The sequence below is a fragment of the uncultured Bradyrhizobium sp. genome (genome assembly GCF_964252615.1).
GTDB lineage: Bacteria > Pseudomonadota > Alphaproteobacteria > Rhizobiales > Xanthobacteraceae > Bradyrhizobium.
In genome coordinates this window covers 1-15,086 of record NZ_CAXUNQ010000033.1, presented here as the reverse complement: position 1 = coordinate 15,086, position 15,086 = coordinate 1, and the positions used below count along the sequence as shown (strand labels likewise).

Annotated in this window: 15 protein-coding genes; 8 read left to right on the top strand and 7 right to left on the bottom strand. The window is 58.7% G+C overall.

What is annotated here, in order from left to right; translation table 11 throughout:
• Positions 1-64: 64 nt before the first annotated feature.
• Positions 65-2,155, bottom strand: a complete 2,091-nt coding sequence (locus tag ACFE72_RS16195; protein WP_375414135.1) for a type IV secretory system conjugative DNA transfer family protein — start codon at positions 2,153-2,155, stop codon at positions 65-67.
• 41 nt (positions 2,156-2,196) lie between these two features.
• Between ACFE72_RS16195 and ACFE72_RS16190 the strand changes: the two genes are divergently transcribed.
• A complete protein-coding gene (locus ACFE72_RS16190; RefSeq protein ID WP_375414134.1) occupies positions 2,197-3,678 on the top strand; it encodes a MobA/MobL family protein in 1,482 nt (493 codons plus the stop codon).
• 11 nt (positions 3,679-3,689) lie between these two features.
• Here the strand turns inward: ACFE72_RS16190 and ACFE72_RS16185 are convergent, their stop codons facing one another.
• Positions 3,690-4,862 carry a hypothetical protein gene (locus ACFE72_RS16185; protein ID WP_375414133.1) on the bottom strand — a complete coding sequence of 391 codons (1,173 nt, stop codon included), beginning with the start codon at positions 4,860-4,862 and terminating at the stop codon, positions 3,690-3,692.
• A 656-nt stretch (positions 4,863-5,518) separates the two neighbouring features.
• On the opposite strand from ACFE72_RS16185, the gene ACFE72_RS16180 reads away from it, so the two are divergent.
• Both ACFE72_RS16180 and ACFE72_RS16175 read left to right on the top strand, forming a co-directional pair.
• A complete protein-coding gene (locus ACFE72_RS16180) occupies positions 5,519-5,890 on the top strand; it encodes a hypothetical protein (RefSeq protein WP_375414132.1) in 372 nt (123 codons plus the stop codon).
• On the top strand, positions 5,887-7,158 hold the full coding sequence (locus ACFE72_RS16175) for a relaxase/mobilization nuclease domain-containing protein (RefSeq protein ID WP_375414131.1): 1,272 nt from the start codon (positions 5,887-5,889) through the stop codon (positions 7,156-7,158). Before ACFE72_RS16180 ends, ACFE72_RS16175 begins: the two co-directional genes overlap by 4 nt.
• Positions 7,159-7,171: 13 nt before the next feature.
• On the opposite strand, the gene ACFE72_RS16170 is transcribed toward ACFE72_RS16175, so the two are convergent.
• Both ACFE72_RS16170 and ACFE72_RS16165 read right to left on the bottom strand, forming a co-directional pair.
• A complete protein-coding gene (locus ACFE72_RS16170) occupies positions 7,172-7,507 on the bottom strand; it encodes a helix-turn-helix domain-containing protein (protein WP_375414130.1) in 336 nt (111 codons plus the stop codon).
• Positions 7,485-7,826, bottom strand: a complete 342-nt coding sequence (locus ACFE72_RS16165; RefSeq protein WP_375414129.1) for a type II toxin-antitoxin system RelE/ParE family toxin — start codon at positions 7,824-7,826, stop codon at positions 7,485-7,487. Before ACFE72_RS16165 ends, ACFE72_RS16170 begins: the two co-directional genes overlap by 23 nt.
• 207 nt (positions 7,827-8,033) lie before the next feature.
• Here ACFE72_RS16165 and ACFE72_RS16160 point away from each other — a divergent pair, with 207 nt between their 5' ends.
• Both ACFE72_RS16160 and ACFE72_RS16155 read left to right on the top strand, forming a co-directional pair.
• A complete protein-coding gene (locus tag ACFE72_RS16160) occupies positions 8,034-8,654 on the top strand; it encodes a hypothetical protein (RefSeq protein ID WP_375414128.1) in 621 nt (206 codons plus the stop codon).
• Complete coding sequence (locus ACFE72_RS16155; protein ID WP_375414127.1) at positions 8,651-9,577, top strand: hypothetical protein; 927 nt, start codon at positions 8,651-8,653, stop codon at positions 9,575-9,577. The genes ACFE72_RS16160 and ACFE72_RS16155 overlap by 4 nt, the downstream gene beginning before the upstream one ends.
• Positions 9,578-9,593: 16 nt before the next feature.
• Here ACFE72_RS16155 and ACFE72_RS16150 read toward each other — a convergent pair whose 3' ends face one another.
• On the bottom strand, positions 9,594-9,992 hold the full coding sequence (locus ACFE72_RS16150; RefSeq protein ID WP_375414126.1) for a hypothetical protein: 399 nt from the start codon (positions 9,990-9,992) through the stop codon (positions 9,594-9,596).
• 177 nt (positions 9,993-10,169) lie between these two features.
• On the opposite strand from ACFE72_RS16150, the gene ACFE72_RS16145 reads away from it, so the two are divergent.
• Positions 10,170-10,850 (top strand): tyrosine-type recombinase/integrase, encoded by a 681-nt coding sequence (locus ACFE72_RS16145; RefSeq protein ID WP_375414125.1) that lies wholly within the window; start codon positions 10,170-10,172, stop codon positions 10,848-10,850.
• On the top strand, positions 10,841-11,074 hold the full coding sequence (locus tag ACFE72_RS16140) for a helix-turn-helix domain-containing protein (RefSeq protein WP_375414124.1): 234 nt from the start codon (positions 10,841-10,843) through the stop codon (positions 11,072-11,074). Before ACFE72_RS16145 ends, ACFE72_RS16140 begins: the two co-directional genes overlap by 10 nt.
• A 95-nt stretch (positions 11,075-11,169) precedes the next feature.
• On the opposite strand, the gene def is transcribed toward ACFE72_RS16140, so the two are convergent.
• Both def and ACFE72_RS16130 read right to left on the bottom strand, forming a co-directional pair.
• Entirely contained in the window at positions 11,170-11,814 is a 645-nt protein-coding gene (gene def, locus ACFE72_RS16135) for a peptide deformylase (RefSeq protein ID WP_375414123.1), read from the bottom strand.
• 31 nt (positions 11,815-11,845) lie between these two features.
• A complete protein-coding gene (locus tag ACFE72_RS16130) occupies positions 11,846-13,576 on the bottom strand; it encodes a hypothetical protein (protein WP_375414122.1) in 1,731 nt (576 codons plus the stop codon).
• A gap of 196 nt (positions 13,577-13,772) precedes the next feature.
• Here ACFE72_RS16130 and ACFE72_RS16125 point away from each other — a divergent pair.
• On the top strand, positions 13,773-15,086 hold a 1,314-nt coding region (locus ACFE72_RS16125; RefSeq protein WP_375414121.1), incomplete at its 3' end, for a DUF4062 domain-containing protein.

Sequence of the window (15,086 nt, the reverse complement as noted above, 5' to 3'; positions counted from 1 at the left end):
GCGCAGCACCTCCGAGAAGTCCGCGTTCAGGCTCACCGACCGCTTTGCGACTGAAGCCGGCTTCTCACGTGATACGGCCGTTTGGGAGAACAGTATGGAGCCTTTGGGGGGAACAATTGCGGAAAACTGAAAATTTGGGAGGTGTGTCCGCCGATTCGGGCACCGGGGCCGCATCGACGGCGGTCGCTTCGAACTCCGAAGATGCCGCGAACTCGGCAACGGAACTACGTTTCGGCAGCCCGATTTTTGGGGGACTGTCCGCATTCTGCGCCGACCGTTGAAAAAGAATCGGCTTCCCCATCCAGGCCGGGTTGGGCCAGAAAGATGCCGCCACGTCGAGGGCCATAAAAAGAGCGACGAAGACCACTGCGCTGAACCCTGCAGCCAGCGCAATGTCCTCCCGCGTTATGACGAACCCCTCCTCGACAGGCGCGGCAAGTGGCGGGGCGGGTTCGGGATACAGAGGGAACCAACTCGGATGAATACGAAAGATTGCAATCCCATCGCCGAATTTCGCGGCATCCACATCTGCTGGGGAGTTTCCGGCCGTATCGAGCGTTTCCTTGAGCGAATAGGGAAGGGCCCAACCCTTTTGGGCGTCGTAGCTCACATCGAAAAAGCTATCAAAGTACGGAAGCCGCAGGCAGCGGATCGGTTGCATGCCGCGAAACAGCAGCAATTGTTCATTCTCGGGCAGACGCCGCACCTCATCGGGCGTAATGAGGGCCCGCTGCACCGGATTGAATGAAACGCTTTTCGACCAGCCGGTCGAGCCGCCTTGGGTGAGCGAAAGGCTCTCGCCATGATTGAAGGAGCTGCCCGGCTGCGGAGGCGCGGTCAGGCCTTCGCCCTTGCTTTTGCTTTGGCTGACGCCTTCGTTTCTACTTTCTGTCTCGGACGAACTGCGGCTTTCGCTGTGAACTGTCGCGCTGCCTGCGATTTTTGAAACCTGCTCGGCCGTGAAGAGGTCGCCCACCGCAAAGACGCGCTGGAATGAATTGTTGACGAAGCTGTGCCAGCGATCGCCGTAAAGGCCTTTCAACTGCGCGAAATCCTGCACGACGAGATGATATTTCACGTTAAAAGCACGGGCGATCGCGACATCGTTGCGCACAAAGGACATTTCGCCCAAGGTCGCGAATTCATCGATGATGATGTGACGCCACCGGCGATGGTCGTTATGGGATTCCGCCGCCGGATAATTACGCAACGCCTTGGCGAAAGCGACAATCATTAAGCGCAACCAACCGCGATGGGTCTCCATATATTCGAATGGGATGACGATGAAGTATTTGTGGAAACCGCGCGCGATGTCTTTCAGATCGAAACTCGATTTTGTCAGACAGGCGTGCATCTGCGGGCTGTCGATCCAGGCGGTGTCGCGCTCAATGCTGCTGATGATTCCGGAGCGCTCCTTATCCTCGCGGTTGAGGATGCTTGAAAACCCGCGCTTGATTGCGCCGCCAGCGAGCTTGTTTTCAAGGTGCTTGAAGATGAGCGACGAAAGCGTAGCGCGGGCAGGGCCCTTGTACGTCTTGGGCATCTCCCATGGCATCGTGATGAGATCGCGCACGCGCGTAAGGTCGCGTCGTTCCTTCTCCGATGGATCGAGCCCGACCAGGAGGATAAGCGCGGTCAGGAAATTGCGCGCCGCATTGTCCCAATGCGTGTTTTCATTGCCCGAAGGGATTACCATGGCGTCGGCCAGAGCGCGGGCGTCATCGACGCAGCGGGGGTTATCTACACCGATTTCATCCAGCACGTTCAGCGCCGCTGTCTGCGCAGTGGCGCAGTCATCCCATGGATCAAGGAGGATAACTTTCTTTTCCGCGGCAAAGGGCTGCTGAAAGACCGTTCCAACAAGCCGTGCGATCTCGCCCTTGGGATCCACCACGACGACGGTTTGGTCTTCAAGGAAGCTGCCCAGCAGCATCGGCGCGAGCGCCGTCGTGAATTTGCCGCCGCCCGTGCCGCCCACGATGAGCTGATGCAGGTCGCCGGCATATTCGATACGCCGGTAATCGCGCGAATGCTCGCGCCACCAGCCGATAAAAATGCCCTTGCCGGAATCTTCGTCATCGACGCCCGGGACGATGAGATCATTTCCAATCAACTCATGCCGCGTTGCAAAGCTCGCCGTTCCGTGTACCGACACCCTTCCTTCCCCCTCGCAGATTTGCAGAGTCGGAAATTGCCATGAAATGGCCTCGACGGGAAGTTGCCGAGGCGGTATTTTACTCCCCCAAGGTGGCGGAGATGGCCGGATGGTATGGGATGGCGATTTATAGCCTGAACCACAAGTTCATCGGACGGAGTGTGGACGCACCGGGGGCCGCCGGCGGGTTCGCGCGCTACATCACCGGGCAGGACCGCTGTACCGAAACCCTCGGCCGACGCATGCCAATCTATCAGACTGAACTGATCGCTTGGCTAAGCGCCGAGGAAAAGGCGGACCGGCGCAACGCGCGCGTGATCGACCAAATTGTCGTCGCCTTACCCAAAGAGCTTTCCCACGAACAAAATATGGAACTGCTCGAAGCCTTCGGCGAGCGCATGACAAAGGGGCGGGCGTCCTGGATGGCTGCGATCCATGATGGCCCCGGCGATGCCGACAATCCGCACGCGCATATGATCTTCCGCGACCGCGACGTCGAGACTCGCAGGCGCGTGATGATGACGAGCGAGGCGGGCAGCACAGGCCGCTTCCGCGAAGCTTGGGAGCAGGAAACCAATAGCGCGCTGGAGCGTGCGGGGCGCGAAGAGCGGGTCGATAGCCGCAGTTTGCAGGACCAGGGCATCGACCGGGAGCCCCAGATCCATGTCGGCGCCGCCGCTATGGAGCTGACCCGCCGCGGACATGATTTCGCCAGCGCCGAAAAGCAGACGACGCGACGGATCGAGGGCGAGAACGTCGAAATCACCGTCAACTACCCGGTCATTGATCAAGGCAAAAGCCGCTTTGAGGAAAACGAGGAACGCAGGGCGCGCAACCGCGAGCTTGAAGGTCCCGAGCGGCCGGAATTTCCCGAGCATCCGGCGATGGCGGGCGTACATGCATCGGCGCAGCGCTTTCACAGCCGCTTCAACCAAGCCGTGACCGCTAACGACTATCCCGAGGACGACGGCGACTACATCAATGCCACCATCCGCGACCACATGATCGCCGACCTCGTCGAGCAAATCAGACGAAACGCCGAACGGGACGGACCTCCGCCATTTCACGCCATGCGCGACCGGCCCTCCTACCTTTTCGATTCAAATGACTTCGACCGGCCAGGGCCGCGGCGCGGGCCGTATCCCGATGGGCCAGGCGCCGAACGGTTTTTCGAGGCCTCCGAACGCGACCGGGAGGACTTGGACGCGCTGGAGGGCGGCGAAAGTGGCGATGGCCCTCGGACCCGCGGGCCACGCCGCGACGTCGCCGATGCCGTTGGCGGTGGCTTGCTCGCCGCCATCGGCAAGCTGGCGGATATGGCGGAATCCATCCTAGACGGACCAAAGAAAACCGACGAGCAGGAACGGGGGCTAGAAATGAGCGGAGACCAAGACCGCAAAGTGGTAGATGCGGAAATCGAGCAACGGCGCAGAGAAGCCGAAGCGGAGGCCTATCGGTGCATTGAGCTGGAGGCCTTCCTGCAGCAGCGCGATCGCGAGCGGCATATTGATCGGGGACGATAACCGCTAATTGCTCAGCCTGACAACCGCACCGTGAACGCGCTATTCAGATCGCTCGGCTGGATGTTGAGGTTTCTAAGGTGAAGCAGAAGCGTCAAAAGCAACGCCGTGTGCTTTGACGCCACCGGCGCGCAAAAAATCTCTCCTGAATAATCGATTTTCGCGAAGCAGGGTACGGAAGCATCACGGGCGATGTTCAAAAAAGGTTCCTCGCCGATAAGGTTCCGAGCCTGATTGGTGAAGTAGAAATCTCTCCACAGAGCCGGCTGAGTTGTAAGGAGTCCGCCGTAATAATTGAAAACACTGATAGGCGATCGAAGGATTACCGATAATTCCACCGCGCCCACGTCTGCAAACGCGGTAGTGAGCTTGGCAGGTTTCTTTGTGTCGCCGCAACGTGGCTGAAAGGTAACGCCAAACGAGCGCGTAGAATCGAAACAGAACCGTCCCTCGGTTCCGGCCGATTTATCCGAACTGTCGGCGCTTTTGGCGCCCTTCGACGGCGAGCCTCCCTTGTCCGCCTGGGCAGGCTTCTCGGCCTTTGCTGCCTTCACCAGCTCAGCTGAGAGCCCAAGGTTGGACAGCCTGCCGAGCAAATTCACGAACAGAGCAAAATTGCACTCCTGCGCCGAAGAGAACAACCGGCCTTGCGAGTGATTTACTAAGCTCCTGCAGCTTTCCTTGTCGCTTGAAGGGTCGTTTACCAGGCGAATCGTCTCGCCTGTCCCTACGCGCGTGACGTAGATGCTATCAATTGTTGAAAAGAAGACTGGTTCGCGAGGATAAGCCGCAACGAGAAACGCCAGCGTTCGAAGGTCGATTGGTGAGAGCATGCCGGTTGAGAACGCCGTCGACACAAGGGGGCTTGACTGATAGCTGCCCGAAACACCGCTTTGAAGCGAGTTTGTAACCTGAAACTGGTGCTGGGCGACTGTCTGCAACGGGCCAAAAGTAATAGTTGGAAGACCGGTATTGAGTTGCTCGGTTTGTCCCCCCGCGACCTGCGAAATGGCGACAAAATTCAAAGGTTGGAGCCGACTGGCTCGAACAATATTGACAAGCGTTTCCTGATTTTGAGCGAGCTGAGAATTTTTGTTTCCGTCGTAGATTCTTTCGCCAAACTGATCAACGGCGGCGCAGGAGGACAGCAACAAAAAAATCAAAGGAACGAGTTTGCGTCTTTGCATGCAAAGCTCTCCGCAAATGGTCGCGACAAACTATATAATGGATTGGCCCTCTTTTTTCATTTTAATGTTTAGTTGGCGTATCGTCTCTTTCGTCTGATCTACCTGTCGTTGCTGTTCTTTCAGTGTTTCCAGAGCTTGGTTCAGCTGGAATTGCGTGCAGCATTTGGGATCGCTTGGCCCGATCGGACCGGAAGGCGGGGGCTTTTTTGGAGGCCGTTGCGCGAGCCCGGTATCCGGGGCCAACGGCCTAAAGCTTAGATCACTTTGGGCAAAGGCTGCGGTGGCGACAAGGCACGAAAAGAATACTGCAAGGAAAAGAGATCTCATCTTGAAAATCCCCAGCGCGAGCAAATTAGCAGCTGCAACTTGGGTAAGAAGCCATGGCGGGTTTTTCGAGTCAAACGGATTTTTGCCGGGATAAATGGAACTCGTTAGCGTTTATCGGCTCGGGTTGTTCCTTCCTTCCTACCAACGCCAAAATTGTTTAGGACAAACCCAAGGATAGCGTTTGTGGCCCGGCGCGGATATTTTGAATGACTGCAGGCAAGCCATGCGCTGTCGGACATTCGAGGTGAATGCCGCAGCGCGCTTGGCAAGGGGCGAAGCCCCGTTGCATCCCCGGTTTTTTGCTGGTGCGGATGCGGAATCGGAATCGCATGGACACCACCAGCGGGCGGCAGCGCCGCTACCGCATCACCATCCGCGTCTCTGCGTCCGAACGCCTTGGGCTAGACGAGGCGGCCAGACGCGCTGGCATCACGCTTTCGGCCTATGCGCGGCATGCTCTTCTCGGCGCCAAGCCGCTCCGCGCTGCACGCCGGCCTTCGGTCGAAGCCGCACTTATGGTCGGCCTCCTCGACCGGCTGGGTGGCATCGCCAGCACGATGCGGGCCCTTGCCTGCATGCTGAATGCAAGGACCGGCGAGACGATGCCGGTCCTTGAGCGGGATCTGTCACGAAGCCTCATCGCGCTGCGGGCCCTGCGGCCCCAGTTGCTTGCCGCGCTCGGAAAGCGACGGGTTCGATGATCATCAAGGGGCAGGCAAGGGGCCGCGCCAGACAGCTTGCAGCCCATCTCCTGAAACGTGATGAGAACGAACGCATACGCTTGTATGAGTGCCGCAGGACACTGGCGCAGGATATCGAGGGCGCCTTGATCGAAATGGAGGCGCGCGGCATGGCCGCCCGCACCCAAAAGCCGCTTTATCACGCCTCGATCAGCCCGGAGGTCGCAACGCCGCTTAACGACACGCAAATCCGGCAGGCCGTGGACTTGCTCGAGGAGAAGTTGGGCCTCCACGGTTTGCCGCGTATCGTGGTTCTGCACCGCAAGAAAGAGCGCGAACATGTGCATGTCGTGTGGTGCCGCATTGATGCCGAGACAGGCACGGCGGTTCACCTGTCGTGGAACTACAGGCTGCATGAACAGGCGTCACGCGAGTTGGAGCGGGCATTCGGGCATCGCCCTATCGAAAGTTCGTTTACGGTAGCGGGAAAACCGCGACCAACTCGCCGCTCGGCTAAAGACTATGAACAGCGCCAAGCCAAGCGCTCGGGCAGGGCGGTTGACGCTGTAACGGCCGAACTGACCGCGATCTGGAACGGCGCTGATGATGCGGCCACGTTTCGTCGTGAGTTAACAAAGGCAGGATATACCCTGGCGCGCGGTGACCTCCGGGTATTCGTCGTCATCGACCGCGCCGGCCAGGTGCATTCCTTGGCGCGCCGCATCGAAGGGGCCGACACGGCGGCCATCCGCAAAAAAATGCAGGGCGTGTCGATCAACGATCTGCCGTCCGTGGCCGAAGCGCGGCCTGCCATGGCGCCGCCCTCGTCAAGGGGCTCTGTGTCATGCCGCTTCGCGCCGGCTGCAGGGGAAGTATCGCGCCGGACGGCCGAGGACCGCACACCACTGCATCGCACGGTGCGCCAATCCGCCGTCAATCTTCGCGCGATGGTCACGCCGCCGATCATGGCCGTGGTGCCCAAAGCGGGATGGATGGGCCGTCCCGGTTTGATCCTGCGCGATACAGCGCAGCCGCATTCGAATTACCGCTCGCAACGTGCGGCGCTCGTTGCAGAATACGCCAGCAAGATCGCCATAGCCCTGCGCCGCCTTCCCCCAAATGAAATCGACAGCGCCATTTCCAAGCTTCTTTCGGAGCGTGAAGCGGCGCTCGAACATCTGAAACTCAGCAATCGCACCACAACGCGTCGAAAAGGCGGGCGCAGGCGCGCCAACCGCTCGCCTTTTATCGTGCCGCGGTTTCGGCCGCGGAAGCTTCGCAAGCCGTAGCCGCGCCGTGGAGTTAAAGAATGGCTTCGATGCCCTTGCGCTTGATGACGTTGAGGAGGGCGAGCGCCGCGCCCGTCGGCTGCTTTGTGCCGCGTTCAAGCTGGGATACATAACCCACCGTGAGATTAAGGTAGCTGGCAAACACCGCCTGGCTCAGCTTCGCGCGATCGCGCATCGCGCGGATCTGTGCGGCTGTAATCGGGGCCGGCTTGGATTTACCCGCCACCCCCAAATGCCGCAGCGTGATCTTCTCATGCGTGGTGCGGTCTATGAGCCCGGCCTTGCGCATATCACCCGCCGTTTCCAGCAGCGCCTTGGTCAGTGAGCTAGTCTTTTTCTTCTTCGCCATCATCCACCTCCTCAAGAACACCCTCGGCAAGCGCCTTCGCCAGCATCTTGCCGTTCCCATCGAGCCAGTGCCCGGCGATCTCTTGCGCGGTCTCCAGTTCGTCGTCCTCGACATTACCGCGTGCGCTCTTGGCAAAGCCGAACAGGAACACTGAGCGGCTCTTTGGGCGGTAGGCAAGCAGCACACGAAAGCCGGCCGACCTCCCTTGTCCTGGTCGCGCCACCCGTTGCTTGATGACGCCGCCGCCTAAATCCGCATCCACCAAACCGCGCTCGGCGCGCCGGACAGCCTCGCGCAGAATCGCGTCCGAAATCTTCATTCGCCGTGCAAAGCGTGAGAAAGGTTTAGTCTTGAAGATGCGCAGGCAGAATCCGTTCGTTCTATGTACTATAGCACTATGAACTACCTTCTACAAGGCGGCTTGCGATTCTGCCGGCCGTACAACCTCAATCGCGCCGGAGCGTTATCTAGGAGAATCAAAGCACTAGCTGCAGATTAAGAGTTTTTCATCTTCGCAGCAGTAAAGTTGCTCATATTTCTCTCGCGTTTTGCGAGGCCCGGCCATTTTAAGCGATTGCATTTTATGACGATTGAATTTCCTGATCTCAACTCTGATACCAAGCCCATGGATTCCGCCCGGATTGCGCGGCATCCAGCGGGCGCGCTTTATGATGCGGTGTTTGCGCTGGCATTGCCCACGGTCGGCCCGCTCGCCGAACGGAAAAACGTCGTCCTTGCATCCACCAATCATGCAGGCGTCTTGCGCCATGCCATGCGCAATGTTTCCCGCAAAAGTTTGCGTGCCGTCATGAATGGAAATTACGACCCGGTCCTTCGCGCGATCAACCGTTCGCTCGATATTGTCGGAGCGATGAACTGGATGCGCGTCCTTCGCTTTGCAAGGGGCGAACGGGATATCGATCCGCTGGTGCTGATCGCGGGCGCCGAAGAAGCGGTCGATCAAGAAATCCGAAAGAGCCGCAGCGCCAACGACCGAACGCAGGGCATTTTCATCTGGCCGGATCTTGCCGCCTTGGCGCGCTCCTGTGAAGCGGGCGTTTCGCACGTAACCATTGCTATGCCGCAATTCGCGCTTCCCAAGAGCGCTTCCGTTGTCGTCTCGATGACCAGAGCTATTTTGTCATGAAGAACAAGGATACTCCCATCAATGAAACCGACGTCGCCGGAAAGATTGGCGGCTATTTCGGCGTCATGGGCAGCGATCCCCGCATCACCCAGCTCCTTGCCAAGATATTTCCCGAAGTAAAACTGGCATCGTCCGGCGATCCGGCAGGCTGGCACTCGGCTTTCCTCGGCGTCATGGCAAAATACGAGGGCCTCGCCAAAGAGCTCGGCCTTGGCGTTTCCCAAACCCAGCGCGATCTTGAGACGCTTCGGACGTCGAACCGCACGGATGCAAGCTTTGCTGGCGCCGCCGGCCGCCTCGGTCAGCAGGGCTTGCGGCACTATGCGGCGATCCATGCCGGCAGTGACGAGCGCGACAGCGGCGCTTCGCGCGGTACGGTGTCGTCGGCCGCCTATGCGCGCGAAACGCCCCTCACGGTGGCCGGAGCGGTCGGCTTTGCGAAGGAACTCGGGATCAGTCCCGCGCATGCGGCGTTCTTCGAAGGCGGGTCATCCGAAATGCGCAACGCCATCCGCGATGCGATCAGGAGCGACAAAGCGATCAGCGACGACAAGATCAAGGACATGCGCGATGTCAGCATGGTCATCGGCGCGATCCGCTCCGGCAAGATCAAGGAGGACGACCCGAAGGTCCCGGATTCGGTCAAGAAGGTGATCAAGCAGATGCGCGAAGAGGGGGTCGATCCGGTAAAAGGTGATTCCAAAACCGTGAAGAAATACTTGGACGACCACCCGGAAAAACTCAACGCGGTAAAACGCGAAGCTGCATCAAAGGAACAGGCGACACTCGGTAACGCATCGCTGGATCAATCTAAGACGAAGGGGACGAGCGAAGCGGACACGGCGATCGCCGCGGCGCAAAAGAAGCAGAAAAATGCGGGATCAAAGAAACCCGCCGCTCCTACGGTAAGCGCTACTCTCTGATTTGGTTCAGTCCGTGCTAATTTGCGGCCAGAGTACCTGGCTTACCGCGATCAGCGGTCCGGATTGCGGTAAGCATCACACGAAATTCTCCCCAAGCCTCGTCATCCGCCGTACCGGGCACGCGATCAAATTTCGTCTTGAGATCACAGTCCTTCATAAACTCCCTGAAACTGGTCAAGAGCGGCACGCTCAGTTTGCCCTTAAACTTTTGCATCGTCGCGATTGTGACGCCGATAGCGGTCTTGCACTGAGGGCCGGTCAGCGCCTGAGGCAATGCGGCCTGTTGCGCGGCGGCAGGAAAGGCTGCCAAGGCTAGCATGGCGCCGCCGGCAGTCACGCCAAGCGCGGTAGTTCGAAAGTTCCAAGAGTCCAAGTCGCTGTTTTGCGATCCAAGTCGCAGCAGTGATTGTAGCATGGCCGCAGCCCGCGCGATTTACTTGTTTTACTTTCGCGGGTGACATTATTCCTCATTGTGTAACAGCCCCTCTTTTTTGCCTTGATTGGCAAGCTGTCCCTAGCGTCAGATGGCTTAATGACGACCCAACGCAGTTGCCAAGTTACTGAAATCCCAAGGCCCTTGACGTGTTACACAATGAGGAAAAGCGTCACTCGACCACAGCACAGCGACTGGAGCGCGGGAAAGAGCTCGCTGTACGCGCGCGACACGCAGCGAAAGTTTCTCAATGACGGCGAACGCAGGCGAGCCATTGCCGCCACCGCCGCGCTGCCAAACGACCGCGCCCTATTCGTACAGGTGTTGGCTTGGACCGGCGCACGCGTCTCGGAAGTGTTAGCGCTTACGCCGCGCTCTTTTCAGATCGAAAATGGCTTCGTTACGATTGTAACGCTCAAACGTCGAAAGTTCTTCGTGCGCGAGGTGCCAATTCCCGACGATCTTCTGACGGCGCTAGAGCGCTTCTTTGGGCTTGCGTCCTTACAGTGCGACGAGAACGCGGGAGCGCAGCCGCTCTGGCCAATCTGCCGCATGACCGCATGGCGAAGCGTCAAAACCGTGATGCGCGCGGCCAGGATCGTCGGGCCGCAAGCTTCCCCGAAAGGATTCCGCCATGCCTTCGGGCATGCACATTGCCGTATACGTACGCCGTTGCATGTCATTCAAGGCTGGATGGGCCACGCGCGTCTCTCGACCACCGCGATTTATATGGGCCTATCATCGGCCGAGGAACGCGTCTTCGCCGAGCGGCTCTGGTGCCAAGAGCCGCTCGACGCTTATCAGCCACCACCTACAACGCAATCCATGCCATGCGCCTAAGATCTCCGACAGACATCGACCGCCAGATCGGCGCCCGTATCCGATTGTATCGCAATGTGAGGGGCTACACACAGGAGAGGTTGGCAAAGGCGGTCGGGATCACGTTTCAACAACTTCAGAAATATGAGCTGGCGAAAAACCGGATATCGGCGAGCCGCCTTTGGGAGGTTTGCAGCGTGTTGCGCATACCGATTGCGTTGATGTTTCAGGGTGTTGGTTTGTGAAGGTGGCACGAGGGCGGATTGCCCGGTCGCCACGCTGATCTTCTGCCGGCGCCCCGCCGTTACCGGTACACGCCTTTTCCAGCTTGGGGGCTAGGCTAATCGAGACCCAAGCGTTGCAACCATTCGCCGGGTGCGCCCCGGCCGAATTCTTCGGTGGAGACAAGTGTCCGTGGCTGCATACAGTCGATGTAGAGACGGCCGTCGAGGTGATCGATCTCGTGCTGAAAAATTCGCGCTGGCCAACCCGTCAACTTCCATGTCTTGGCTTTTCCATCGCGCGTGAATCCTTCGACCTCGATGGCACGGTAACGCGGCACCTCGGCCACGAACCCCGGGATGCTCAGGCATCCCTCGGGCCAAATGGTGATTTCAGTGGATGTCGCGCGCCAGATCGGATTGATGACCGCCTCAAACGGAAACGGCACCCGTTCGCGCTTCTCGCGATCTTTTTTACTTATTTTCTGAATGCGCTCTTCTGTGTCCTCGATGACAAAAAGGCGCAAGGGAACCGCGATTTGCGGCGCCGCGAGTCCGACCCCTTTCCCTTCGAGCGTTGCGCGCAGCAGTTCGATCAATTCATCAATGACGGGCGTCGCGATTTTATCGAGCGGCACGTTGCGGGTGCCGTTTCGAAGCGCGGGATGGCCGATGCGGACAATCTCCGCGCCTCTTGGCAACGCAGCCGCAGAATCGTTTTCCGGGAGCTGCGCGGCAGAGACACTGCCTGAAGCTGGACTCATGCGTTCTTCCTATCTCGGCACCTGCCGGAGTTCAGCAGACGTTTCCGGCAGCGCAGGCGGGTGGCGAAACGTTTGTTGCCGCAACGAAATTCGCAATGTCGATCAGCTTCACTTTGCGATTATCCCCTGTAGTGGTTGGAATGCGTGACGTCCAGGCGGTGTTTTGCAGGTACGACGGGGTGGCGTACCAAATTCCGCTCAGAATGACTTCGGAGACAAGGTGGCTTCCGAGCGCGCCGAGGTGCCCCTTCGCCGATGGGTTGGCCGTCCGGTTAACCTCGGCCTCACGAAGCAAATAGTACCACAGCGGCGTGCGAAACTCGTTTGACTCGAACATGAAAAGCCGCCGGTAGGTTGCATCCGGCTCTACTTGCGAATCGGTCAGGGCAGTGACAGCGGGATACTGCGTCTTATACTCCGCAGCGAGATCCTCGCCGGCGCATAGCTCCACGCTGTCGCTCCGCTGAAGATTGCGGAAGGGCAGGTTAGTGACCAGGTTGACCTGATCCGGGATCGTGCCCTCGGGAAGATCGAATACAACCTGATTAACCTGCGTATCGATCAGATTCGAAGGAAACGCTGCCTTGCCATTCGTCACTTGGAGAAAATAAGGCCAGTCGATGATCCGGTCATGCGTGAGGCATTTGCCGCCCAGCAGGTCGTTTTTGTTGTCCGAGAGATTGTCGAACAGCCGAAACTCGTGCTGAGGATTGAGATGATAACGGCTCCGCAATTGGCTATGGCCGAAGCGGAAGCCGATCGCAAATTCATGCGGCATGCCCAGCACGGTTGGACCGGCAGGGGTGAGGCCGGGCCGCTGCAAGAGGGTGTCGGGCGCCGTCTTCAGCTTTTGCAGCACGGACGCGATCGCTGCCGGATCGGCTACCAACGGAAGGTACTCGGTAGCAACGACCGACTGCCAGTGAAGGATGGTTTGCTCCTGCGCCTGCTGCATCGACAGGCCCTGGCTACGAAAAGCATTGTGCAGCCGCATGAGCAGAATGTGAATCTGCAAGATGATCTGGTTTTCATCGTTCCGCTTATCGCCGATCAAGGCGCGAAAGTGCTGGTTGGGTTTGTGGGCATCCTCGCGGCAAACGTCATAGCCGCCGCCCGCAATCGCGCGCAGCCTGAAATACCCGTTGTCCATCGGGATTTCGCGGTTGCCATGCGTCGGGCTTAAATCATCGATGCGAGGGCCGTAAACGCTATCGAGGTCGATAAGCGGTGAGGCGTCATCAGGAACAGTTTTGCCTTGGTCGTCGAAGAGATTAACAGCGTTTAAGGTCAGGTCATGATCGATGAATTGGCCGACGAATGTGAATGCTGCGGGAATTTCCGGGCTCGGCGTATTGACCTGTGAAAATGTCTTCCCGCGTGGCCGGTAATCGTTCGCGGGCAGTGGCAGTGGACTTTTCAGGTGAATGTTCGGATAGGTAAGGTAGGAGACAAGGCCGGCGTGAAGTTTATAGGGCCGGTACTTGATATGGAAAAAATAGAAGGTCGGAATGGCGGCTGCTTTTGCAAGAAGGGCGGCAGACAGGACGCCGGACGACGCCCCTGATTTGGCGACTTCCAGGCTTTTCATTACGGAAAGGCGTTTTTCCATCATCACCCGGTCGCCGAGCGAATACAGTCCGCCGTGCATCGTCAATTCGGACAGCTGCGAACCGAGTGTCGATTCTTCCGCCGCTGGATCGAGCGCCTTGGCGCGGCTTTCGGCTACCTGAAGGTCGATTTCTCGGTGTGTGAATGTGGTCATTGCAAATCTCCTGTCTTAAAAAATGTTCTGAAAATCTACAGCGTCGCGGTCGAATTATCGGCGGATAGTATCGCAATCCCAATTTGCGTAAATAAAAATCGCTCGGCGGGCGTGTTCCAAGATTGGAACCTGCGGCAACGTGCCAAGCAGCATCCGAAGGAGTGCCTCACCCGGCAGGTTTGATTAGGAAGCTTAGATGAAACGTCACATCTTCCTTTCATCCGCCCTCAAAGATTCGGGGGACGCGCGGCTTCGCATTCGGGAGCTGGTGGGAGAGGCCGTCAAGATCAGGGGCGCCGGCGCGGATGCCTATCGGCCTGTCTGGATGGCCGAGGATTTCCCGGCGTTTGAGCCGGCCTCATCGCTGCCAGCGCTGGAAAAAGTGCAGCTTTGCCTCGACGGCGTCCGTGAGGCCGAATGCTTCGTCGCGGTGATCACCGGTCGCCATGGCTCGGAGGTTTCGGTTGACGGGGTCGGCGACGTTCCGACGACGTATCTGGAGGCCGAGCTATTCGAAGCCGCAGTGCTCGGCAAGCCTGCTTTCGTATTCGTTCTTGAGGGCCATGAGCCGGAGCCGAGGCTCGACAGTCTCCTAAAGGTTCTCGAACCGTTTTTCCCGGATATCAACCGACGGCCGGTTTCCGAAGGCGAGATCGTGCGCCAGATCGAGAGTCTTGTGCGCTACTACGACCGTCCAAAGTGGCTTCGGCCCTTTCAGATGCCGCCCAAGCTTCGCCAAACGGTTCGCGCGCTGGCGGCCCTGCGCCATCGTCCTTACGACGTGCAAGCTGGAATGCCGTCGCTGCGATTTCTCAAGCACCCGCACGATCCAAATCTGCCCCCGCCGGATCCGTACAAGGTCGAGCTTCTTCTTGAGCGGGCCGATACCACCACCGCCCAGCAGGCACGCTTAACCATCCTTTGGTTTGCTATCCGTGAGCTCACGGGCGCGCCGTTCACGGACCCGCGTTTCTCAGCGTTCACCCCTCTGTGGGACCGTGCGCTGAGCGCGTGGCGGTCGGCTGGAGCCTGGTACGGGCTGCATGCCCATATCGAGCTTGGATGTCTTGCTGCCTTGGGATCCGTCTGCGAAATCCGCAAGAACACCGGTAAGGAGCCGTTGCCGCATGGCGCGCTGGCAAGCGAGTATTATTCGATCGCGGGTCTCATGCGCTCGCAGGAGATGCTCGCAGTATCGTTGCGGCATGTGGAGGAGGCGATCGTCTTAGCCGGTCCCAACCCCGCCAATGCAATCACGATCCGGGGCAGCATCTATCGGCGGATGGGGCATCTCACCGCCGCCATAGCCGATTATAACTTCGTCGCCGAGAGCAAGAGGGAAGAGGGCGGCGCGGCATACGGGGGAGCCTTAAGCGAGCTTGGCTTCGCGGAGACGCTGAACCGGAATTTGAAAAAAGGCATTAGCCACATGGAGGAGGGGCTGGAATTGCTGAAGCAACAACCAGCTGACGGTTTTACGATACGGGCGATGCGCAAGCTTGCGTATGGC

Coding starts and splice junctions, on each gene's coding strand:
- ACFE72_RS16150 (WP_375414126.1), bottom strand. CDS start 9,992: ATGCTACAATCACTGCTGCGACTTGGATCGCAAAACAGCGACTTGGAC.
- ACFE72_RS16165 (WP_375414129.1), bottom strand. CDS start 7,826: ATGAAGATTTCGGACGCGATTCTGCGCGAGGCTGTCCGGCGCGCCGAG.
- ACFE72_RS16180 (WP_375414132.1), top strand. CDS start 5,519: ATGGACACCACCAGCGGGCGGCAGCGCCGCTACCGCATCACCATCCGC.
- ACFE72_RS16140 (WP_375414124.1), top strand. CDS start 10,841: ATGCGCCTAAGATCTCCGACAGACATCGACCGCCAGATCGGCGCCCGT.
- def (WP_375414123.1), bottom strand. CDS start 11,814: ATGAGTCCAGCTTCAGGCAGTGTCTCTGCCGCGCAGCTCCCGGAAAAC.
- ACFE72_RS16145 (WP_375414125.1), top strand. CDS start 10,170: ATGAGGAAAAGCGTCACTCGACCACAGCACAGCGACTGGAGCGCGGGA.
- ACFE72_RS16175 (WP_375414131.1), top strand. CDS start 5,887: ATGATCATCAAGGGGCAGGCAAGGGGCCGCGCCAGACAGCTTGCAGCC.
- ACFE72_RS16170 (WP_375414130.1), bottom strand. CDS start 7,507: ATGGCGAAGAAGAAAAAGACTAGCTCACTGACCAAGGCGCTGCTGGAA.
- ACFE72_RS16185 (WP_375414133.1), bottom strand. CDS start 4,862: ATGCAAAGACGCAAACTCGTTCCTTTGATTTTTTTGTTGCTGTCCTCC.
- ACFE72_RS16130 (WP_375414122.1), bottom strand. CDS start 13,576: ATGACCACATTCACACACCGAGAAATCGACCTTCAGGTAGCCGAAAGC.
- ACFE72_RS16190 (WP_375414134.1), top strand. CDS start 2,197: ATGAAATGGCCTCGACGGGAAGTTGCCGAGGCGGTATTTTACTCCCCC.
- ACFE72_RS16155 (WP_375414127.1), top strand. CDS start 8,651: ATGAAGAACAAGGATACTCCCATCAATGAAACCGACGTCGCCGGAAAG.